This window comes from Porphyromonas sp. COT-108 OH1349 (assembly GCF_000768755.1).
Taxonomy (GTDB): domain Bacteria; phylum Bacteroidota; class Bacteroidia; order Bacteroidales; family Porphyromonadaceae; genus Porphyromonas_A; species Porphyromonas_A canoris.
In genome coordinates this window covers 301438-323214 of sequence record NZ_JRAH01000034.1, presented here as the reverse complement: position 1 = coordinate 323214, position 21777 = coordinate 301438, and the positions used below count along the sequence as shown (strand labels likewise).

The following is a 21777-nucleotide window of genomic DNA, read 5'->3' as shown; positions in this document are numbered from 1 at the left end:
GTATCCGTCCGGATCAGAAGCCGCCTTCTCCTCCACTACCGCCGGAAGAAGAGCCGCCGCCCTCGCTGCCGCCCGGCTTCTTGCCGGCAGACTTGTATGCAACGTCCAGAGCGGACTCTGCACGCTCGATGCGTACATCTTTCAGTGCGGTTCTGACCTTGATGCGGGGCGTATAGATCACTTTTGCCTTGCCCACGAGAGTGGCATCCACCTTATCGGCGGTTTCGACGCCCGCACCTGTTCTTACCGTGATGCTGGGGCGGAATGTTCCCATATCGCCGCAATCCACGCTTTTTCCGTCCTTGAGCAGGCGGATGAGTACCTTTGAAGCGCGGTCGAACACCGCCTTGATGTCTGCGGATGAGATGGTGGTTTCGTCAGAAACGAGTTCGATAAACTCCTCGAAATCTACGTTCGAGTGCAGGTGAATGGCAGGGTACCAAAGGGTTTTTCCTTCCTTGTTGAAGCCGACTTTTCGCTCGACTGCTTTTACTTTTATCATGATAACGTAATTAGTTGTTAAACAATAAATTATATTACTTGCGAATTTAGCAAAAATTTCTTGGCCAAGAAAATTTTTTTTCTTGGCCACAAAAATTTTTTTTCTTGGCCACAAAAATTTTTTTTCTTGGCCACACAATTTTTTTTCTTTGGCCAAGCAACTTTTTTTCCTTGCCTACGAAACTTTTTTTCCTTACCCATGAAACTTTTTTTCCTTGCCCATGAAACTTTTTTTCCTTACCTGCGAAACTTTTTTTTCTTGCTCAAGAAACTTTTTTTCCTTGCCCATGAAACTTTTTTTCCTTGCCCATGAAACTTTTTTTCCTTGCCCATGAAACTTTTTTTCCTTGCCCATGAAAATTTTTTTTCTTGCCCATGAAACTTTTTTTCCTTACCAATGAAACTTTTTTCCTATGCCCATAAAACTTTTTTTCCTTACCCATGAAAATTTTTTTCCTTGCTCAAGAAACTTTTTTTCCTTGCCCATGAAACTTTTTTTCCTTACCCATGAAACTTTTTTTCCTTATCCATGAAAATTTTTTTCCTTGCTCAAGAAAATTTTTTTCCACCCTCCATCAACTTTCCGGGCAACCGTCCCCTTCTTGCCGAACGATGCGGCGGAAGTTCAATGAAAAAGCACCAAAGGTTTCGGATAAAACCTTCGGTGCTTTTCGTGTAGTGCTGCTTGGCAGCTGCGATGAGCGGAGAGCTGTTCAGGAGAGAGGGCGGTCGGGGTCAGGTGCCGGAGGTGTCGCTCTTTACGATTCGCAGACCGATCTCTTCGAGCCCGACAAGGAGAGTGTCGGCCATCAGGTGCTGGAGCGAAATGGTGTGAACACCCGGTGTGGCGAAAGATTTCTTCAGATAAACAGGCGTGCTCGTGAGGTGGAAGTGATAACCGCCTTTGGAGATCCGGGTGTCTGCTTCCCGAAAGCGGACCTCCACGGTCTCGGTCTGATACCGACGAGTGTTGGTCTCGGAAATGATGCCCAGCACGAGGTTGTTGTACGGGTATCTTTCGGTGTATCTGATGTCGATATGGATGTCGTACAGCTGCGTGGTGTCTTCGATGCTGAACGAGTAGAAGAGCTCTTTCTTGGAACGCCATCCCTCTTCGGGGATCTCGTGGAAGAGCGCGTAGTGGTACCCGCTCCGGCATGAAACAAGTACCGATGATGCTGCCAGAAGCAGCAGGGAAAGGATGCAGAATGTTCTTTTCATGTCTCCGCCGGGGGTGTGAGAGAGGGGGTGAGGATCAGTCTGCCACTCTGTCCGCTTTTGCTTCTTTGCGTCTGCGTGAGGAGGACTTGGATCTGCTGCGTCTCTTCTTCTCTCCCGCACCGCCTTCTCCTGCATCGAACCGGGAAATGCTCTCGTTGAGAATGTCTTTGGAGGGCTTCTCTTCTTTGCCTTTCTTGGCGTCGTGCTCCGGAGAGAACGGTATCTCACCCTCTTTGTTCATGCGGATCACGCGGAATGCTCTGTCCGCAGAGATGGTTACGTAAGCCGGTCCCTCCTGTCTCTCGTTGCGGTTGTCAATGGCGTATGTGATGTTTTTTGCCAAAATGTCCGCCTTGAAGTATTTGTACATACCGAGCTGAGTGCGCAGACGTACTTCCCTCGACGGCATCTTCTTCTGTGCTTCGGCGTAGATGTCGGTCTCGAAGTTGATGCAGCATTTAAGCTTGCCGCACTGCCCCGCAAGCTTCAAAGGATTCATCGAAAGGTCTTGAATGCGGGCTGCATTGGTGCCTACGGAAAGAAACGACGGCATCCACTGCGAACAGCAAAGCTCCCGACCGCACGGACCAATGCCTCCGATGCGACCGGCTTCCTGTCTCGCCCCGATCTGCTTCATCTCTATGCGGATGTGAAACTCTTCGGCAAGCTTCTTTATCAGCGTCCGAAAGTCCACCCGATCATCGGAGATGTAGTAAAAGATTGCTTTCAGCCCGTCCGCCTGATACTCGACGTCTCCGATCTTCATATCGAGTCCGAGATCTTTGGCAATCTCCCTGGAGCGAATCATGGTGCTGTGCTCCAGGGCTTTTGTCTGATGATACTTCTCCATGTCCGACTCCTTTGCCAAACGATATATCTGACGAATCTCTCCGCCGGGATGGCGATAGCGGATCTTTTTCATCTGCAAAGCCACGAGCTTCCCCGTCAGTGTTACCATGCCTATGTCGTGACCGGGAGAAGACTCCACGGCAACCATGTCGCCCTGATGCAGCTCCAATCCCAACGGATTGGTATAGTATCCCTTGCGAGTGTTCTTGAACTGGACTTCGGTGAACTCGTACTCATTCGCCCCTTTCGGAAGATGAGAGAAATAGTCGTAAGAGTTCAGCTTTATGATAGGCGTCGCTCCCCTTTTTCTCTTACGACAGGGACAACATCTCTTCTGTGGCGATTGTTCCGTATCTATATGTGTGTCGTTATCTGTAACCATAACTGTCTGTTTGTTGTTGCACTAATATAAGTAATTATTGAAAAGAGGCTGCCATGCGGGTCTCTATCCTTTTTGATTCTCCTGCAGAGCGGACAGACGAAAATACTCGTCTCTCCACTGAGCGGCAGAGATAAAATCCAACGCTTTGGCTGCTTTCTCCATGGCACTCTTGGCAGCGCTGATCTTTTCGGACAGCTGTTGTGCCGAGACATACGCACTCTCGGCTTGCTCTGCAACCATCGCGGTGTCCGTTGCTTTGAATGAGTAGCTTGCCGCCTTTGAGTCTGCTTTCTTCCCGGTAGGCGCTCCCGTGAGATCCAATATGGAGGCAGAGTTCTTCACGATCTGCTTGGGAGTGATGCCATGCTTTTTGTTGTATTCAAGTTGTTTGTTTCGACGACGCTGAGTCTCCTCTATGGTGAGTGCCATACTTGCAGTAATAGTATCGGCGTAGAATATCACCCTGCCATTCAGGTTGCGAGCCGCACGCCCTGCCGTCTGGGTAAGAGAGCGATGAGAACGCAGGAAGCCTTCTTTGTCGGCATCCAAAATAGCCACAAGAGAAACCTCAGGAAGATCCAGCCCCTCTCTTAACAGATTGACGCCGACAAGGACGTCAAACTCTCCCGACCTCAAGCCTTCCATTATCTCAACCCTTCTCAACGTATCCACATCGCTATGTATATATTCACACTTTATACCTGCTTGGGAGAGATACTCGGAAAGCTCTTCTGCCATCTTCTTCGTGAGCGTTGTTATGAGGACACGTTCGTCCGCTTCCACTCTTTTTCTCACTTCTTCCATGAGATGGTCTATCTGATTGAGCGTCGGATGTATTTCTATAACAGGATCAGGAAGACCGGTGGGTCGGATCACTTGCTCCACGACAACGCCTCCGCTTTTTTCAAGCTCGTAATCTGCCGGAGTTGCCGAGACAAAAATCGTATCTCCGATGATCTCTTCAAACTCTTCAAACTTCAGCGGTCTGTTATCTATGGCGGCAGGCAGTCTGAAACCATACTCCACCAAGTTTGTTTTTCTTGCGCGATCCCCTCCGTACATGGCTTTGACCTGAGGTATGGTTACGTGGCTTTCGTCTATCACAAGTAGAAAATCAGAGGGGAAATAGTCGAACAAACAGTAGGGTTTCTCTCCCGGCGCTCGCCCGTCAAAGTATCTTGAATAGTTCTCTATACCGGAACAGTATCCTACTTCTTTCATCATCTCGATGTCATACGATACTCTCTCATTGAGACGCTTGGCTTCCAATAGCTTCCCTTCTCGCTCAAAGAGATTGACCTGAATCTCCAGATCTTTTTGGATCTGCTTTATTGCTTGAGAAAGAAGTTCCGAAGATGTTACAAAAAGAGTGGCAGGATAAAGAGATAGTGAAGGAAGTCCCCCCAACTCCTTACCTGTAAGAGGTCTAAATCGAGTGATTCTGTCCACCTCGTCTCCCCACAACTCTATTCTGTAAGCGATACCATCATAGTTTTCTTCTGCCGGAAAAATATCTATGGTATCTCCCTTTGCTCTAAAGTTACCGGGTAAAAACTCTGCTTTATTGTGGATATAATAGGCATCTACCAATGATCTAAGAAGAGATTCTCTATCTATACGGCTTCCTTGTTTTATCTCTATACGTTTCTCGATATAGGCACTTGGATTTCCCATACCATAGATGCAAGACACAGAGGAGACGATGATAATATCCTGTCGTCCGCTCATGAGAGACATTGTCGTTCGGAGTCTCAACTTGTCAAGTTCGGCATTTATAGCCAGGTCTTTTTCTATGTAAAGATCAGATGCAGGAAGATAAGACTCCGGCTGATAATAGTCATAGTACGACACAAAATACTCGACGGCATTATCCGGGAAAAAAGACTTGAACTCACCATACAACTGCGCTGCCAATGTCTTATTGTGGCTCAGGATAATCGTGGGTTTGCCTATCTTCTCTATGACGTTTGCGATGGTAAATGTTTTCCCTGAACCTGTTACCCCCAATAGTGTCTGATACCGGGATCTTCCACTGTTAAGACCATCAACCAAAGCCTTTATGGCTTCGGGCTGATCTCCTGTTGGCTTAAATTTAGAATTCAGTTGAAACACACTCATTTCTCTACTCCTTGTATCATTTATTTCTCGTCCTCTTCATAGATATTCAAAGAGAAGTGTTTACCATCCCATTTGGCATACGAGTGGAACTTAATCCAATCCCCCAATATAACGACTCTTTTTTGTTCAGGAAGCATCAGATCCACAAGCATGTGAAGATGTCCAAAAATAAAGAAATCGGGCTTTTGATCACTTTCTTTTACTTCGGTCAGATATTTTTTAGTCCAAGATATGAGATAGTTATTTTGCTCATCCACAAAGTCTACATCGTCTCCATATCTTTTTTCTACTCCTTTTCTTCTGCTATAATTGGACCATGAGTGAGCCAAACCGACAGTCCATCTGGGATGAATAGAAGCATAAAGCTTTTGACAAAACCTATTGTGGAATATAGATCTGATCACTCTGAAGCCTTTGGATCTGTAATCATACTCATCGCCATGAGCCATAAGGAATCTTTTTCCTTCTATCAGACATTCCCAGCTACTTGTATGGAGTTTCACTCCAAGTTCCTGCTCCAGATACCCAAAACTCCAAATATCATGATTCCCCGTAAAAAAGTGAATCTCTATGCCGAGATCAGACATTCGTGCAATCTGTCCCAAGAAACGAGTAAACCCTCTTGGTACAACGTCTCTATACTCAAACCAGTAATCAAAAATATCTCCCAGCATCACAAGCATACAAGCATCCTGCTCAATAGATCTTAACCACTGAACCAGATCGCGTTCCAATGCTACGGGATCTTTATGAAAAGGTGATCCCAAGTGGACATCCGAAAAGAAATATACCGCTTTCCCGGATGGTATGCTGTATGATGTGATACCTGAGTCTGTCATTATAAAAATCCAAGCTCCAACAGAGCCTCTTCACTCATCATCTCCTTAGACCATTCCGGTTCAAAGGTCAGATTTATAGTAACCTCGTTAATTCCTTTAACGCTCTCCACCTTCATCTTGACATCTTCCATGATGAAGTCCGCAGCGGGACAGTTGGGAGCGGTTAGCGTCATCGTAACCACTACATGTCCGTTATCCTGTATATCTATATCGTATATCAATCCAAGATCATACACATTCACCGGAATCTCCGGATCATATACTGTTTTAAGCATACGTACGATCTCTTCTTCTTGCATTAGCAGTGGGTTGTTATCATTATTGCTCATAAATTCCATTTTGAGTAGATTATCTCAATACCTTTCTCTATAATATCATCTCTATCCTTAGCTCCACTGAGAGACATTCGCACTTCCGGTTCTATTCCCTGTTCATGGGAGAGAAACTTTCTGTCCAGTCCGGCAGCAGTAGAATATCTCACTCGCCATCCGTTGGGCAATTCTGCCATTGCAGGCAGACCTGCACCTCCTCCGGATCTAAGTCCCACTGTCGTAATATTCTCCTCATAGACGGCTTTGTACAGAAAGTCATTCGTTGCGCTATAACTGCCTGCATCTTGAAGTACAACAATGGGAATATCCGTCCAGAAAGCATTATGTCCGTAAGGAGAGACATATTGAGGGCGAGGATCGGAATAATCTCCCCTCTTGTTGCTTTTCTTGTACTTCGTGTACCCAACCAATCTTTTCTGAGAGAGAAAATAAGAGAGAAGCATATCTGAATTGGTCACCAAACCTCCTCCGTTTCCTCGGAGATCTATTATGACGCCCTTACAATCACTAAAGTAAATGGAAAGAAACTGCATCTCTCCGAGTGAGTTCATAAAACTTGGATAGATGATATATCCTATATCTTTATTGCCATCGTCAATAGCTAATGATGACTTTATTTTTGTATAAATCATTCCGTGAGATACTCTGTACTTATCTCCCAGATAGATTTTTCTTAAAGCAGGATCTAACGATTCCTCTCCATTGGGATTAGTCCACGTATAGTTTCCACGATCAAAAAATGAGATCAGATTACAATGCCCATCTTTCAGCTCTCTTATCATGTCCGAAAGCAGATCAAAAAACTGAAGAGTAGTCAGTTTTTTTGCATTCAAACGGCTCTGATACTCGATTTTTATGGCATCCCAGTCTATATTCTTCTCTTCAAAATAGCAGTAATTATCATTCAAGATATTCCAAAGAGCCTCAAAGTTTTCCTGCTGGTTCCCCGAATTTTCCACCTCAATCTTCTTGCAAGAAGGGAGGAAAAACAGCAATATTGCAATGGCTATACCACCAAACCTCTTCATGATTTCCTGTATTTTTAGAAGTGAAAGCTTTTATCTATCCGATCAGTTCTGATACTGCGCGATCCGCTCAACTTAAAATAGTCGAAAGAATATCCCAAAACCAAGCCAAAATAAAGTTCTCTGAACTTTCTGTTATTCAGCCTCATATTGGTATATCCATGTTCAAATCCCAATATCAGAGTAGAGTGAGCAAACGGAATGTCTGCCGTAATCATCTGCTTTACCCTCAATCTGTTCCATGGTTGAGTGAGATAAAACTTGAGTGGTGCACCATTCTCTCCTCCAATATAGTCATAATAAGGCTGCCCATAACCCGGATGAAAAGTTAGATGAAGCGCAGAGAGTTGTGCCCTGTAATGGAGAAACATTTTGTACTCCTTTATCTTTATGGGGAAAAGCACTCCTGTAGCTAAGTCTAAACCGGCAGAGAGTTTTAGGTTGAATACATTGTTGGTATTGGCTGACTTTATGGTAGAACCCAAAACAAGATTTCCCATTAGAGCCAAATCCCATTTCAGCCACTTCTTTTCCAAAAGATTCCATGCCGGTCCGAATGCTCCATCAAACTGCAAAAACTGCATACCCGAACCATTTACGGGATTGCGATAGAGAGCCGCATGAATATCCATCAGAGATTGCCAAGATCCGATATGCAACCAATCCTGCCTCTCTCTCTTGTATCCCTCTCTTTTCAGCTTAAAGAATATGCCGTCGTGAGGAATGGGAGAAAGATAATCATCCAATGCCTGCCCTATTCCGATTGTGAGGAATCGCCTACTGTGAGTTGTGGGAAGAGGATCAAACTCCGAGAAAGGCTCTCCCACATAGATCCTATGTAAAGCCCTATTCATCACTTCTGAAAAGGCACTCTTCTTGGGTGTTGATGTCTGAACGGAGTCTTTCTGAGCCATAGCCGGAAAAGCCAAACAGCAAAGCAATCCGATGATATGGATTTGCACAAACTTTTTCATTCTTCCACCTCCATCTCTTCCGTTTCATTACCAAAAGGAATACTCTTCATCCCGGTAGCCTCTCCAAGAAGACGATTGGTCTCCATAAACTCTTCATTGTCATCCGATGGCGAATCTTCCAAGCTCAAAACCTCTTCGTCTTCAGTTGCGACCTCTACTTTTCTTCCCTCCTTCTCTTCTATATCTCCCACTTCAAAGGTACTCAAACGCTTACCTTTAGCTCTGATACCTTTCACAGCAATATACTCCTCCACATCTATGACTATCGGAAGGCGGTGCTGATCTTTTCCTTTGAAAGAGACTTCAAACAGAGGATAAGGTTCATCGGAAAGGGTTATCATCTCACAGCCATCGCCCAAGATGTTTTCTCTTTTTGCAGAATCTTCCACTTGGAAGCGTTTAATATAGGTGTATCCTTGCTCCGAATCGAAATAGATCAACGTCCAAACCTTGTTCGGATCATACTTTTCTATAATGAATATATCGTTCTCAAAGTGATTTGTATCGCTAAATGAAGTCGTGTATGTCTCCCCATTCTGACGGATGACCAATATCTTGTCTTCAGGGAAAAACTCACCCAAGAAAGCTCCTCGTTCGTCATAGTTGATTCTATTGACATCATGATCGAACCAGACCATTCTGCCTCCAAGAGTGGATACACCCTTTTGCTTCAATACGATCTTGTGTACATCCCCTTTTGTAAGCAGGTATCCTCTCGATGAGCGTCCCATAATCCGGATAGAAGAAAAGTCTTTCTCAAATACCAGCTGACGCTGATTGGGCTTCGGCTTAAGTACTACTCTTACCGTCTCGGCTTCGCCATTAGGATTGGCGGAGAAGTAGACAAACTTGGATCCTTCTCCTCCATATCCCACGGGATAGTCCCTGTCTCTCATAAAAGAGGTTACACTGAAACGTTTGATGAAATAGTGTCCATGCTTTCCCTCTCTATGGATAGTGTTGTAGACCGTCCGCTTATCATTCTTCACAAAACGGGCTACGTGGATAATATCTTTCCCTACAAAAGCCTTTTCCGCAACCTTGGTGATGATATACCTTGCATCCTTAAAGAAGACTATGATATCGTCTATATCCGAAATGTTACAAACGAACTCATCTTTCTTCAAAGCGGTTCCGATAAAGCCCTCTTGCCTGTTGACATAGAGCTTCTCATTCTTCTCTACCACTTTGGATGCCTCTATGGTATCAAAGCTACGCACTTTGGTACGACGCGGATATTTGGCACCATACTTCTCCAACAAGGAAGAGTACCACTCTATCGTATGTTCCACAATGTGATCCATCCTGTACTGAGCCAGCTCCATCTCTTTCAAAAGAGACTCCAGCAGTATTTGATTCTTCTCTTCATTGAAGCGCAGAATCCTTGCCATACGGATTTCCAGCAGTCTCCTAAGGTCTTCATCCGTCACGGGACGTACGAGATCTTTAAGCTCTTTAGCCAATGCGGTTCGGATGTAAGCCACAGCCTCTTCGGTGCTTTTAGCCTCTTCAAACTTCTTATCCTTGTACACCCTCTTCTTGATGAACAGCTGCTCCAAGTATGCAAAAAGATGCTTCTCTCTCAGCTCATCGTATTCTACTTGAAGTTCGGCATGAAGATGATTTTTGGTACGCTCCACATTATCCTTCAAAACATCCGATACGGAGACAAAGACGGGCTTATCATCCTTTATCACACAGCAGTTTGGAGAGATGCTTATCTCACAGTCTGTAAATGCGTAAAGGGCATCTATTGTCTTATCGCTCGATGTTCCGGGAGCCAGCTGAATCTCTATATTGGCCTTTTCGGAGGTCTTATCATCCACCTTTCGTATCCGGATCTTACCTCTTTCGTTGGCTTTAAGTATGGAGTCTATAAGTGAAGAAGTGGTCTTTCCGAACGGCAGTTCGTCTATGACAAGAGTCTTAGAGTCTTTCTTTATGATATTGGCACGCACTTTTACGTTGCCCCCTCGTTCGCCGTCGTTATACTTTGAGACATCTATGTGTCCGCCGGTCTGAAAGTCCGGATACAGCCTGAAAGTCTCCCCTTTCAGGTGAGAGACACAAGCCTGAAGTATTTCCGAAACATTGTGTGGCAGTATCTTGGATGAGAGACCGACTGCTATACCCTCCACGCCTTGTGCCAATAAGAGAGGAAACTTCACAGGCAGACGTACCGGCTCTTTATTGGCTCCATCATAGGATGGACGGTATTCCGTTATTTTCGGACTGAATAGCACCTCTTTTGCAAACGGAGTCAGACGAGCCTCTATATAACGTGCTGCGGCAGCACCATCCCCTGTAAGAATATTCCCCCAGTTACCTTGACACTGGATAAGAATATCTTTCTGACCGAGCTGTACCAGGGCATCCGATATACTTGCATCACCATGCGGGTGAAGCTGCATAGAGAATCCCACGATGTTTGCCACCTTTATGAGTCTATCATCCATCTGAGACATCGTATAAAGAATACGACGCTGAACAGGCTTTAAGCCATCCGCAATGTGAGGCACGGCTCGTTCCAGTATGACATAAGAAGCGTAGTTGACAAACCACGACTTATACATCCCGGTAAGGACATAGGTTGATCCCGATGAAGAGACTCGCTGCGGCTCATCCGGATGCTCTGTATATTCTTCTATTTCTATACTACTCATATACTCTCATGATGTATCGGTACAATTTAAGCAAAGATACAACTTTTTCCTCTTTCTATTTATCGCTTTCCGGACAGGATACAAGAGGTGCATTTTTTACCATACTACGGCAAAGAAAACTTGATCACTAAAACAAAGATCAAAGACATATACAAAAAACCAAAATTACACTCTTGAGAGATGATTTTTTTAATCTTCTTTTTGGAGCAAAATAAGAGCTTTTACAAACGTCATTTTTATATATTCCATCCCGAAAAATGCTCACTTTTTTCGCTCTCTCTATTTTGATCGGAAGGGTCGTTTTCAGAGCACGACCGAATTGTTAAATCCGCTCCGTTTCATTAACACAATTTCCGATACTCGTTAAGCCAAAATGCTAAACGAGCATATTTTGTCGGCTTAACGTGTTTAATTTTTCAATGAACACGTTTACTGATTTCATTAAACACGTTTACCGGATTCAATTAACGTGTTTAGAAATTTCAGTCATTGCGCTAATATCCAACAACTTACCTGTTTCTACCCGAAAAATGGGCTTTTTGGCACAATTTCTTTATTAAGAATTCATCACAATTAGACCTCTTAAATTTCACCTCTATTAACTCGAAAATGGGGCATAAAACCGATCAAGAGGAGAAAAGTTCCGAAATTCGGGATATTTCATATCCTATTGATATACAGACAAATAAACATTAAAAACAAGAATTGGAGAGTAAAATCTTCAAAAAACGTCCCCTTTGTCCCGGAGGATAGAGCCCTCCATTTTTATATAAAAGCTCCCTCCAAAAAAGAGATAAATCCGGCCACTCTCTTATCAGATTTAAGCTATATAAAATGGAATTATAGCTTTTAGTTCTAAAAAGAGTTACGAAATAGTTGTGTCATATCACTTTTGGGCTTATCTTTGTGGCGCAAAAGCAGATTATTTATATATATCTCTATTACAACATCTCTATAGTATGGCCTACACCAACAATGTAATGATTGTCCGACATAAGCTTCTGGCAACTCTTGTCAAGCTATGGAAAGAGGGACAGCTCGTAGAAAAAATAGACTACCTTCCTATTGAATTTTCCCCTCGAAGGTCGAAAGTACTTGGAAGGTGTTGCCCTCATAAAGAGCGCGCAGTGTGGAAATACAAATGTTTTCCACTGCTCGGCTTCGATATGACGGATGAAGAGAGCGAAGTGGATATGCTTTCCAAGTACGCAAAGAAGGCTCTTGAGCGTGAAGCTCCAAACAAAGAGAACCTGATGTGTGTCATAGACGAAGCGTGTACATCCTGTGTACAGATCAACTATGAAGTCTCTAACCTCTGTCGGGGATGCGTGGCTCGAAGCTGCTATACCAACTGTCCGAAAGACTCCATCAGCTTTCAAAAAAACGGACAGGCACAAATCAACCACGACACGTGCGTGAGTTGCGGTATATGTCATAAGTCTTGCCCCTATCACGCTATCGTTTACATTCCCGTTCCTTGCGAAGAAGCTTGTCCGGTAAAAGCCATTTCAAAAGATGAGTATGGTGTAGAACATATAGACGAAAGCAAGTGTATATACTGCGGAAAGTGTCTGAACGCCTGCCCGTTTGGTGCTATCTTTGAAATATCCCAGACCTTTGATGTGCTTCAAAGCATCCGTAAGGGTGAAGAGGTCATTGCCATCATCGCTCCCTCCATACTCGGTCAGTTCAAGACAACCATAGATCAGGTTTACGGAGCATTCAAACAGATTGGCTTCACCGATGTTATTGAAGTGGCTCAAGGAGCAATGGATACCACAAGCAACGAGGCTCACGAACTTCTCGAAAAACTTGAAGAGGGACAACCCTTCATGACTACTTCTTGCTGTCCATCCTATATAGAGTTGGTGAACAAACATATTCCGGAAATGAAGCCATTCGTTTCGTCCACCGGTTCGCCCATGTACTACACCGCACGTATTGCACGCAAAAAATATCCGAATGCCAAGATCGTGTTTGTGGGTCCTTGTATCGGTAAGCGTCAAGAGATACGCAGAGACGAAGAGGTGGATATGATCCTGACATTTGAGGAAGTGGGTGCTATCTTCAAAGGAATGGACATAGAGCTTCAACAAGCTCCTGCTTACAAGATGGCATTTAACTCTGTACGTGAAGCACATGGCTTTGCACTGAATGGAGGTGTAATGGGTGCCGTAAAAGCGTATCTGGGCAAAAATGCCGATAAGGTCAATGGCATAGAAGTGGCAGACCTTAATAAGAAGAATATCACAATGCTCCGCAGCTATGCTAAAACAAAGAAAGCTCCGGGACAATTCATAGAAGTAATGACCTGCGAGGGTGGTTGCATATCCGGGCCAAGCGCATACAACGATATTGTATCGGGACGTCGTCAGCTGAATAAAGAGCTTACGAACGTAAAGGAGACGTATGCGGACAATAATTGATCTTCTGAAAAGAGATCATACACTATCGGATAGAGACCTTATATATCTTCTCTCCTCTTCTGATGCAGATACCATACAATATCTGCATCAGAAGGCAAGAGAAGTTACTCTCGAAATCTTTCAGAACAAAATCTATCTGAGAGGACTGATAGAACTAACCAACTACTGTCATAACAACTGCTTCTATTGCGGTATTCGCAAAGACAATAAAGAAGTTTCGAGATACCGCCTTTCTCATGAAGAGGTATTGGAATGCTGTCGGGAAGGATACGATCTCGGCTTTAGGACTTTCGTCCTTCAAGGAGGAGAAGACCCCCGACAAACAACTCCCTGGATAGAGTCCCTTGTACGCGATATACGCACAACATTTCCGGAGTGCGCCATAACGCTCTCCCTCGGTGAAAAGTCTTACGACTCATATCTTAAATTCTATAAGGCTGGAGCAAACCGGTATCTGCTGAGACATGAAACATTTGACTCCGCACACTACTCCTCGCTTCACCCTTCCACCATGAGCCATTCTCGGAGACAGCAATGCCTGATGTCTCTCAAAGAGATCGGCTATCAGACAGGAACAGGAATAATGGTAGGAAGTCCGGGACAAACAGTGGAACATCTGCTTCAAGATATTAGATTTATCGAACGATTCAAACCGGAAATGATCGGTATAGGACCTTTCATACCTCATCATGCCACTCCCTTTTCCGGAGAAAAGGCCGGCAGTGTGGATATGACACTACGACTCTTATCTATATGTCGCCTCATGCTGCCCCATGCTCTTATCCCTGCAACCACGGCATTGGCTTCACTTCCCGGAGAAGGACGCCTTGGAGGGATCCTTGCAGGAGCTAATGTCATCATGCCTAACCTGTCTCCGGCTTCACGTCGCAAGGAATATTCGCTGTATGATAACAAGGCTGCTTTCGGAAGTGAATCGGCACAAGGAATTATAGATTTAGCTGCACAACTGCACACTATTGGGTATAAAATCTCCATGGAACGTGGGGATCATCCTGAATATCAGAATTAAGATTCTACCTACTTATATGTATTAAGAACAAAAAATATATTACTTTTGTTCTCTCCTCAGGAAATATTTGAAACCTTATATGTAAAATGGCATATAACAAAACATCAAGAAAAGCCGAAGAGTTTATTTCTCACGAAGAGATTTTGGATACTCTCGCTTTTGCCGAAGCAAATAAAGACAACAAAACGATTATTGAAGAGATCCTTGTAAAAGCAGCAGAAGGGAAAGGCATAGATCACAGAGAAGCTGCTATCCTCCTTGAGTGCGAAGATCCGGAAATACAGCAACGAATGTTTGACATTGCAAAAAAGATCAAGCAGAAGTTGTATGGCAACCGAATTGTAATGTTTGCTCCTCTGTACCTATCCAATTACTGCATCAATGGGTGTACCTACTGTCCTTATCACGCAAAGAACAAGACCATCCACAGACGCAAACTCACGCAAGAAGAGATAGTCAAAGAAGTGATTGCTTTGCAGGATATGGGGCACAAAAGACTTGCACTCGAAATGGGAGAACACCCCACTCTCAACAGCATGGAATATCTTTTGGAGTCCATCTCTACAATATATGGCATCAAGCACAAAAATGGTGCGATACGGCGTGTGAACGTCAATATTGCAGCGACAACCGTAGAAAACTACAAGAAGCTGCACAAAGCAGGAATAGGGACATACATCCTTTTCCAGGAGACTTATCATAGAGAAACTTACGAAGCACTGCATCCGACGGGGCCGAAGAGCGACTATGTCTATCACACCGAAGCCATGGACAGAGCGATGGAAGGAGGCATAGACGATGTCGGTATTGGCGTTCTTTTCGGACTCAATACATATAAGTATGACTTCACCGGACTATTGATGCACGCAGAACACTTGGAAGCAACTTTCGGTGTAGGTCCTCATACCATAAGCGTACCGAGAATATGTCCTGCGGATGATATTGACACGGCAGACTTCCCCAACTCTATTTCGGATGACATCTTCCGTCGCATTGTGGCGATCATACGTATTGCTGTTCCGTACACCGGCATGATCATCTCCACGCGAGAGTCTCAAAAGTCTCGCGAGAGTGTACTCGAAGTGGGCATCTCACAGCTCAGCGGAGGTTCTCGCACCACGGTCGGAGGCTACACAGAGGAGAAAGAGAAAGCACACGATACGGCACAGTTTGACCTTAGCGACACTCGCACGCTCGACGAGATAGCCGCCTGGCTCATAGACCTTGGATATATACCGAGCTTCTGCACGGCTTGTTACAGAGAGGGACGAACGGGCGACCGTTTCATGGCTCTTGTCAAGAGCGGACAGATAGCCAACTGCTGCGGTCCCAACGCCATCATCACCCTGAAAGAGTACCTTGAAGACTACGCTTCGAATGAGACCAAGAAGAAAGGAGAAAAGCTCATTCTGAACAGTCTTAAGATGATTCCGAACCTCAAGATACGAGACAAAGCCACTCGCAATCTTTCGGACATTGAGAAAGGAAAGAGAGACTTCCGATTCTGACCCCTGTATTCGTCCACTCCGCACACAGACATGGAACAGACACCTCGCTCCGAACGCCTCCACATCGTACTCTACGGTCGCACCAATAGTGGCAAGTCTTCCCTCATCAATGCTCTTACGGGACAGATGGTCTCTCTTGTTTCCGACACTCCGGGCACAACAACAGATCCCGTCAGTAAGGCGATGGAGCTCCCGGGTCTGGGAGCATGCGTACTGATAGACACCGCCGGATTCGATGACACAAACGAGTCTCTCGGCAAGCTCCGCATAGATCGCACGCGCCGGACGCTGCAAAGCGCAGACATCGCCATTGTCGTGCTCTCATCCGAAGAGCTTTCTCCCGAGTTAGAATGGATAACACAGCTTCAGGAGAAGAATATCCCGGTCATTCCGGTCTTCAACAAAGCGGACATACACGCTTGTCCGGACGCATTACGCACAACACTCAAAGAGAAAACCGGGCTCTCCCCCATCATCGTAAGTGCACACACCGGCTTCGGCATGGATACACTGCTGGAGACGCTCCGCAGCACAAACACCCGGACACAATCTGCCGAAACCATCACCGGATCACTTGTTTCGGGAGGCGACACAGTATTGCTCGTAATGCCTCAAGACGCCCAGGCACCGAAAGGCAGACTCATCCTCCCACAAGTGCAGACCATACGAGAGCTCCTCGACAAGGGCTGTCTTCCCATCTGCTGCACACCCGACACCATGAAGCAAGCCCTCGATGCGCTACAGCATCCGCCCAAGCTGATCATCACAGACTCACAAGCCTTCAAGAACGTATATGAGATCAAGCCGGCAGCAAGCCTGCTCACCTCCTTTTCGATACTCTTTGCAGCATACAAAGGAGACATCGACAGCTTCGTACAAGGCGCCCAAGCCATCGCGAGCCTTACTCCCCACTCCAAAGTCCTCATCGCCGAAGCGTGCACACATGCACCGGTCACGGAAGACATCGGACGAGTAAAAATACCCGCCCTGCTGCGCAAACGCATATCCTCTTCGCTACAAATCGAGATCGTCTCCGGCAAAGACTTCCCCGAAGACCTCACGCCATACGACCTGATCATCCACTGCGGCGCCTGTATGTTCACCAGAAAGATGGTCATGAACCGCTCCGAGCGGGCACAACAACAGCACGTCCCGATGACCAACTACGGCATCACGATGGCTTATCTCACCGGCATTCTCGACAAAGTAGCCCTTCCTTAAGCAAAAAAACTCAAGACATTCAGGCAAAAACAACAGGAGAAGAATGGAGCGATCACCTCTGTTCTTCTCTTTTTTATGCCTCACCCTCCGGCAAATGTTGCTCATGTCAAGAATGAAATCAACGCCTGAAAGCACAAAAACCAATAGGGAACCGACTCGAAATCTCCTTGACATAAATCCAAAAACATTCAATCAAAAAATAAAGACCAATCCATCTGAAATCATCTTATTCCTAACGACCAATTCTATATTTATAAGTAAGAATAGAACTTTTGCTCAGTAACTCCCAACCTCCTCCTCAACAACCTGCACCCGACTATCCAACAGCTCACATCCGAATCCTCAACAACTCACATCCGAATCCTCAACAACTCTCATCTGAATCCTCAACAACTCACATCCGAATCCTCAACAACTCTCATCTGAATCCTCAACAACTCTCATCCGAATCCTNAATCCTCAACAACTCTCATCTGAATCCTCAACAACTCACATCCGAATCCTCAACAACTCTCATCTGAATCCTCAACAACTCTCATCCGAATCCTCAACAACTCTCATCCGAATCCTCAACAACTCTCATCTGAATCCTCAACAACTCTCATCTGAATCCTCAACAACTCACATCCGAATCCTCAACAACTCTCATCCGAATCCTCAACAACTCTCATCTGAATCCTCAACAACTCTCATCTGAATCCTCAACAACTCTCATCTGAATCCTCAACAACTCACATCCGAATCCTCAACAACTCTCATCTGAATCCTCAACAACTCACATTCNCATCTGAATCCTCAACAACTCTCATCTGAATCCTCAACAACTCACATCCGAATCCTCAACAACTCTCATCTGAATCCTCAACAACTCACATTCTCCTGCCCAATAACTCTCAAGTTTTTACCTAACAATTTTTATTCTTCTACTGATCTAAAATTTGACTCTTAAGCACCTATTATATATTTCACGGCGAGAAATATTCGTTTCACGGCGAGAAATATTCGTTTCACGGCGAGAAATATTCATTTCACGGCGAGAAATATAGAACTACTTGATAAGAATAGAGTTTTTACTCGGTAATTTTTGAGTTTATGCTTGGGAGTTTTTTGAGGAAATGTCTCTCTTATCGCACAGAAGACCGAGAAATGCAGAGAAGCAGGAGAAAAAGATGGGGCGTTGGTGTGGGAACGGAGAATAAAAAATGCACCGATATACATATTATATATCAGTGCATCGACGTTGTTGTGGTGAGTAGCCCCGACGGGAATCGAACCCATATTTGAAGTTTAGGAAACTTCCGTTCTATCCGTTGAACTACGAGGCCCCGGTATTTTTGTTCCTCACTACCGTTGTGAGAGTGCAAAAGTAAGGCTTTTATTTCTAATCGCCAATACTCTTTTGCTGCTTTGCAAGTGAGGAAAGTGCTTCTTGCAGCTAAATCTTTCCGTACTTGTAGGCTTCGAGAAGAGCTTTAAGGGCGTCGATCTGGCTTCTGAGCACTTTGCCGTTGTCTGTGTCTCGAACATAGATGCGATGGGAGGTGGCGGCTTTCAGTACCGTAGAGCTTTGAATGTCCTCCATCTTCTCTATTGCTCTCTGTGTGGAGCAGAATGGCTCGTGCTGTATCAGATGCAACCCGTGAGAGTTGAAGATAAGCGTGTAGCCCGCAATGCCGGTGCTCTTCTGGTAGGCTTTGCTGAAGCCTCCGTCGATGAGCATCATGCGACCTCCGGCTTGTATGGGCTGCTCTCCTTTTACGGCTTTTACGGGAACGTGTCCGTTGATGATATGAGAGTCGGGGCCGGAAAGTCCGAACTCTTCGAGTATCTTGATACACACCTCTTCTTCTTTCCGATAGACGAAGTAGTAACCTTTCTGCTCGTGATGAGTGGCTTTGTCTTCCACAAGATAACGCTCCAGTGTGGTCATTGCCGACTTGTCGAAGAGTGGAGAGTCCGGACCGCACCAGAGATACCACATGAAGTCTATCGCCATCTGTTTCTCTTTCTTCTTCGCAACACTGCTGCTCACCCTTGCTTCTCGCACAATGCTGTCTATCTTGTCGTACAATGCTTTTCCGGAATAAGAGGTTTTCCCGATGCGCAAAGCTCGGAATGTCTTGTCTTCGTTCATCGGAATGGAGGCATGATAAAGCAGGTTGCCGTTATATGACAAATACATGCTGCCGTGCTTGTAAAGGATGTCGATGTGTTTCTGTAGCTTTTCGCTGTGTCGGAAGTTGATCAGCAGCCTTTCGACGATCTCTTTCTCTTTGTCGGACAGTTTGTAAGGATCTTTCGGATCTATCGTTGGGAAGTTGGTGTCCAAAAGAGGATAGCTCTTTCCGTCCGGCAGAGTAATGGTCTTGGCTGCCAGATCCATCTTATGCAGCAGATTCCTGTCCTCCATTCCATACTCAGGGTGTCGAGAAATGATTTCGTGCTCCAGCTTGAACTGAATCACGGATATTGCCTTGTGCATCTGAGCAATGAGGTAAGCGCTGTTCTCATCGTAAAGTTTGTCCGCAGAGCCAAGTTTGGGACGGAATACCTTGCACTCGTCATTGGCGTAGGTCTCCATTGCAAAGCGAGCAAGAGGAAGCAGATTGATTCCATATCCTTCTTCCAAAGTATTCAGGTTGGCATAGCGGAGAGAGACTCTTAAAACGTTTGCCATGGATGCAGCATTGCCACAAGCGGCTCCCATCCAAAGCATATCGTGATTACCCCACTGAATGTCGAAGTTGTGATACTTAGAGAGCGTATCCATCACGTGATGAGCTCCCGGCCCTCTGTCATATATATCCCCAACCACGTGAAGATGATCTATGACAAGCCGCTGTATCGTCTGGCACAATGCAATGATAAAGTCCTCTGCCTTTCCGGTTTCGATGATGGACTTGAAAATGCTGTGGTAGTAAGCGGACTTGTGATCATTGCCGGCATCTTCGTGCAAAAGCTCCTGTATAATATAACTGTACTGCTTCGGTAGAGACTTTCTCACCTTGCTTCGAGTGTATTTCTCGGAAACTTTCTTGCAGACTTGGATAAGCTTGTTCAGAATCACCGGATACCACTCTTCTATATTCTCCTCCCTGCGATGAACCTGCTCCAACATCTCCTTGGGATAGTAGATAAGAGTACACAACTCCCTCTTCTCATCTTGCCTGACGTATGCGCCGAAGAGCTCATCTACTTTCCGCTTTATACTGCCGGAAGCATTCTTGAGTACATGATCAAAAGCTTCGTATTCCCCATGAATATCTGCGAGGAAATGCTCTGTGCCTTTAGGTAAACTTAGTATGGCTTCAAGATTGATAATCTCTGTGGCAGCCTCAACTGCAGAAGGAAATTTCTCTGCCAAGAGTTGCAGATATTCCAGACTATAATTCTTAATTTTCATCTTTAAGGTCAATGTCTATAATGATTTGTTTTTTCTGTCTTCAAAGATAGTAAATAGATCAGATATAAAGCAGAAAGGCTGTGTCGACCAAATCTATATGGTAACACAGCCTTAACTTTTGGGAGGAAGACGGGTTTCGAACCCGCGACACCCGGAACCACAATCCGGTGCTCTACCACTGAGCTACAACCTCCATCTTCAAAAGGTCTATTTCCCTTTTGCTCTGCAAATGTAGATATTTATTTTGGATTAACAAGGGATTCAAAGCTTTTTACTGATGAATATTGGCACATTCTGCACAATATGAAGCAAAATCAACTCAATTTACCAACTCAATCCTTAAAAGCAAAGGATATATTCAATCTTTCAGCAGCTATAATCTTTAAGGTTCAAGATAAAATGATCCGAGAGGTTTTAGGCGTCTCTTTACTAATTTCGTCCAAACAACTTTCTTCTTTACACTTTCATCAAACATATTACCCGTAGTAGTGCACTTTTTTGCTGTTAAAAAGTTGTAGCTCACCACAGAACTTTCCCCCGATGAGCGGCTAAAACCGGAGATCTCTTTTCCAATCAAGAAAAAGTCTCCCGACTGAAATCTAAACTTGTAAGTGGTATTAGATGTTCCGTAAGTACCAGCAATGGCAAAAAAGTTGACTATGATGTCGAATACTCCTTTGTCGGTAATTTTAAGATAAGACTCATATTTAGTATACTCATCTTCCTCTGTCGGGATAACATTATCCCACATCTTAAAGATTTTATATCCCTCGGACTCCGTACCGAAATAGATCGCCAGAATATTCGGATTATAGTTGTACTCATATCCATCATCACGAGTAGATATTTTTTCTCTGTAATTAGGCTGTGCTATTAAGATAATATCCTCAATTCCATCCTTATTAAGATCTCCCTTTTCGTGAGCAAAAGCCCAACCCTCCGGCACTATTTTTTCAACACTTTCTCCTCTTTTGGCTAAAGTTGGTCTTCCGTTATTTTGGTTAGTAGCATAAGAAGTGCTACCTAAGAACAATGCGGAAATTGCTATCAACAATGTTGGCAAATAAGATCTCTTCATTCTATTTTTCATTTTCATAATAAGTTATAATCCGTGATATTCTTACATTATCCAAAAAGTATTGTGGTTTGAAAGCCTACTAAATGCTCTCTTGCTTCTCTTTCCGCCGATAAAGGTATAGAATTTTCAAAATACAGCATGTTGATAGCAAAGAAAAGACACTAAGAGATACAGACAAAGGAAAAACATCTAAATAAAAAAAGGCTC

Annotated in this window: 15 protein-coding genes, 2 tRNA genes and 1 pseudogene; 4 read left to right on the top strand and 14 right to left on the bottom strand. The window is 44.6% G+C overall.

What is annotated here, in order from left to right; translation table 11 throughout:
- Positions 1 to 13: 13 nt before the first annotated feature.
- The 10 genes and pseudogenes from JT26_RS09135 to JT26_RS09095 form a co-directional block, all read right to left on the bottom strand.
- Positions 14 to 658, bottom strand: coding sequence for an HU family DNA-binding protein (locus tag JT26_RS09135; RefSeq protein ID WP_235300062.1), 645 nt, complete (start codon positions 656 to 658; stop codon positions 14 to 16).
- A 106-nt stretch (positions 659 to 764) separates the two neighbouring features.
- A complete protein-coding gene (locus tag JT26_RS10690; RefSeq protein ID WP_152567019.1) occupies positions 765 to 944 on the bottom strand; it encodes a hypothetical protein in 180 nt (59 codons plus the stop codon).
- 292 nt (positions 945 to 1236) lie between these two features.
- A complete protein-coding gene (locus tag JT26_RS10500) occupies positions 1237 to 1722 on the bottom strand; it encodes a gliding motility lipoprotein GldH (protein ID WP_160217654.1) in 486 nt (161 codons plus the stop codon).
- Between the two features lie 79 nt (positions 1723 to 1801).
- Positions 1802 to 2953, bottom strand: a pseudogene (locus JT26_RS09125) (stage 0 sporulation family protein); the annotation flags it as partial.
- A gap of 63 nt (positions 2954 to 3016) precedes the next feature.
- The gene (uvrB, locus tag JT26_RS09120; RefSeq protein WP_036849011.1) at positions 3017 to 5071 is read right to left on the bottom strand and encodes an excinuclease ABC subunit UvrB; all 2055 of its coding nucleotides are present in this window, start codon (positions 5069 to 5071) and stop codon (positions 3017 to 3019) included.
- 20 nt (positions 5072 to 5091) lie between these two features.
- A complete protein-coding gene (locus JT26_RS09115; RefSeq protein WP_052110495.1) occupies positions 5092 to 5910 on the bottom strand; it encodes a UDP-2,3-diacylglucosamine diphosphatase in 819 nt (272 codons plus the stop codon).
- A complete protein-coding gene (locus JT26_RS09110) occupies positions 5910 to 6248 on the bottom strand; it encodes a metal-sulfur cluster assembly factor (protein WP_369794013.1) in 339 nt (112 codons plus the stop codon). The genes JT26_RS09115 and JT26_RS09110 overlap by 1 nt, the downstream gene beginning before the upstream one ends.
- Positions 6236 to 7270 carry a S41 family peptidase gene (locus tag JT26_RS09105; protein WP_036849010.1) on the bottom strand — a complete coding sequence of 345 codons (1035 nt, stop codon included), beginning with the start codon at positions 7268 to 7270 and terminating at the stop codon, positions 6236 to 6238. Before JT26_RS09105 ends, JT26_RS09110 begins: the two co-directional genes overlap by 13 nt.
- Before the next feature lie 14 nt (positions 7271 to 7284).
- Positions 7285 to 8241 (bottom strand): hypothetical protein, encoded by a 957-nt coding sequence (locus JT26_RS09100; RefSeq protein WP_036792396.1) that lies wholly within the window; start codon positions 8239 to 8241, stop codon positions 7285 to 7287.
- Positions 8238 to 10904: a DNA gyrase/topoisomerase IV subunit A gene (locus tag JT26_RS09095; RefSeq protein ID WP_036849008.1), complete on the bottom strand. Its 2667-nt coding sequence runs from the start codon at positions 10902 to 10904 to the stop codon at positions 8238 to 8240. The genes JT26_RS09100 and JT26_RS09095 overlap by 4 nt, the downstream gene beginning before the upstream one ends.
- 959 nt (positions 10905 to 11863) lie before the next feature.
- Here JT26_RS09095 and JT26_RS09090 point away from each other — a divergent pair.
- From JT26_RS09090 to hydF, 4 genes are all read left to right on the top strand, one after another.
- Positions 11864 to 13330 carry a monomeric [FeFe] hydrogenase gene (locus JT26_RS09090; RefSeq protein WP_036849006.1) on the top strand — a complete coding sequence of 489 codons (1467 nt, stop codon included), beginning with the start codon at positions 11864 to 11866 and terminating at the stop codon, positions 13328 to 13330.
- Positions 13314 to 14360, top strand: a complete 1047-nt coding sequence (gene hydE / locus JT26_RS09085; RefSeq protein ID WP_036849004.1) for a [FeFe] hydrogenase H-cluster radical SAM maturase HydE — start codon at positions 13314 to 13316, stop codon at positions 14358 to 14360. Before JT26_RS09090 ends, hydE begins: the two co-directional genes overlap by 17 nt.
- An 86-nt stretch (positions 14361 to 14446) precedes the next feature.
- Positions 14447 to 15868 (top strand): [FeFe] hydrogenase H-cluster radical SAM maturase HydG, encoded by a 1422-nt coding sequence (hydG, locus tag JT26_RS09080; RefSeq protein ID WP_036849002.1) that lies wholly within the window; start codon positions 14447 to 14449, stop codon positions 15866 to 15868.
- A 30-nt stretch (positions 15869 to 15898) separates the two neighbouring features.
- Positions 15899 to 17089 (top strand): [FeFe] hydrogenase H-cluster maturation GTPase HydF, encoded by a 1191-nt coding sequence (gene hydF / locus JT26_RS09075; protein ID WP_036849000.1) that lies wholly within the window; start codon positions 15899 to 15901, stop codon positions 17087 to 17089.
- 1253 nt (positions 17090 to 18342) lie between these two features.
- Here the strand turns inward: hydF and JT26_RS09065 are convergent.
- The 4 genes from JT26_RS09065 to JT26_RS09050 form a co-directional block, all read right to left on the bottom strand.
- Positions 18343 to 18414 (bottom strand) — tRNA-Arg (locus JT26_RS09065).
- A gap of 110 nt (positions 18415 to 18524) precedes the next feature.
- Entirely contained in the window at positions 18525 to 20492 is a 1968-nt protein-coding gene (locus JT26_RS09060; protein ID WP_036848996.1) for a fructose-1,6-bisphosphatase, read from the bottom strand.
- 120 nt (positions 20493 to 20612) lie between these two features.
- Positions 20613 to 20686, bottom strand: a tRNA-His gene (locus JT26_RS09055).
- Between the two features lie 188 nt (positions 20687 to 20874).
- A complete protein-coding gene (locus JT26_RS09050) occupies positions 20875 to 21588 on the bottom strand; it encodes a hypothetical protein (RefSeq protein WP_152567017.1) in 714 nt (237 codons plus the stop codon).
- Positions 21589 to 21777 lie beyond the last annotated feature (189 nt).

What these genes read in the sequence shown, in the direction of transcription:
- JT26_RS10500 (WP_160217654.1), bottom strand. Translation starts at nt 1,722, where the DNA reads ATGAAAAGAACATTCTGCATCCTTTCCCTGCTGCTTCTGGCAGCATCA.
- JT26_RS09105 (WP_036849010.1), bottom strand. Translation starts at nt 7,270, where the DNA reads ATGAAGAGGTTTGGTGGTATAGCCATTGCAATATTGCTGTTTTTCCTC.
- JT26_RS09090 (WP_036849006.1), top strand. Translation starts at nt 11,864, where the DNA reads ATGGCCTACACCAACAATGTAATGATTGTCCGACATAAGCTTCTGGCA.
- JT26_RS09115 (WP_052110495.1), bottom strand. Translation starts at nt 5,910, where the DNA reads ATGACAGACTCAGGTATCACATCATACAGCATACCATCCGGGAAAGCG.
- JT26_RS09100 (WP_036792396.1), bottom strand. Translation starts at nt 8,241, where the DNA reads ATGAAAAAGTTTGTGCAAATCCATATCATCGGATTGCTTTGCTGTTTG.
- JT26_RS09095 (WP_036849008.1), bottom strand. Translation starts at nt 10,904, where the DNA reads ATGAGTAGTATAGAAATAGAAGAATATACAGAGCATCCGGATGAGCCG.
- JT26_RS09050 (WP_152567017.1), bottom strand. Translation starts at nt 21,588, where the DNA reads ATGAAAATGAAAAATAGAATGAAGAGATCTTATTTGCCAACATTGTTG.
- hydF (WP_036849000.1), top strand. Translation starts at nt 15,899, where the DNA reads ATGGAACAGACACCTCGCTCCGAACGCCTCCACATCGTACTCTACGGT.
- hydE (WP_036849004.1), top strand. Translation starts at nt 13,314, where the DNA reads ATGCGGACAATAATTGATCTTCTGAAAAGAGATCATACACTATCGGAT.
- JT26_RS09060 (WP_036848996.1), bottom strand. Translation starts at nt 20,492, where the DNA reads ATGAAAATTAAGAATTATAGTCTGGAATATCTGCAACTCTTGGCAGAG.
- JT26_RS10690 (WP_152567019.1), bottom strand. Translation starts at nt 944, where the DNA reads ATGGGTAAGGAAAAAAAGTTTTATGGGCATAGGAAAAAAGTTTCATTG.
- uvrB (WP_036849011.1), bottom strand. Translation starts at nt 5,071, where the DNA reads ATGAGTGTGTTTCAACTGAATTCTAAATTTAAGCCAACAGGAGATCAG.
- JT26_RS09110 (WP_369794013.1), bottom strand. Translation starts at nt 6,248, where the DNA reads ATGGAATTTATGAGCAATAATGATAACAACCCACTGCTAATGCAAGAA.
- hydG (WP_036849002.1), top strand. Translation starts at nt 14,447, where the DNA reads ATGGCATATAACAAAACATCAAGAAAAGCCGAAGAGTTTATTTCTCAC.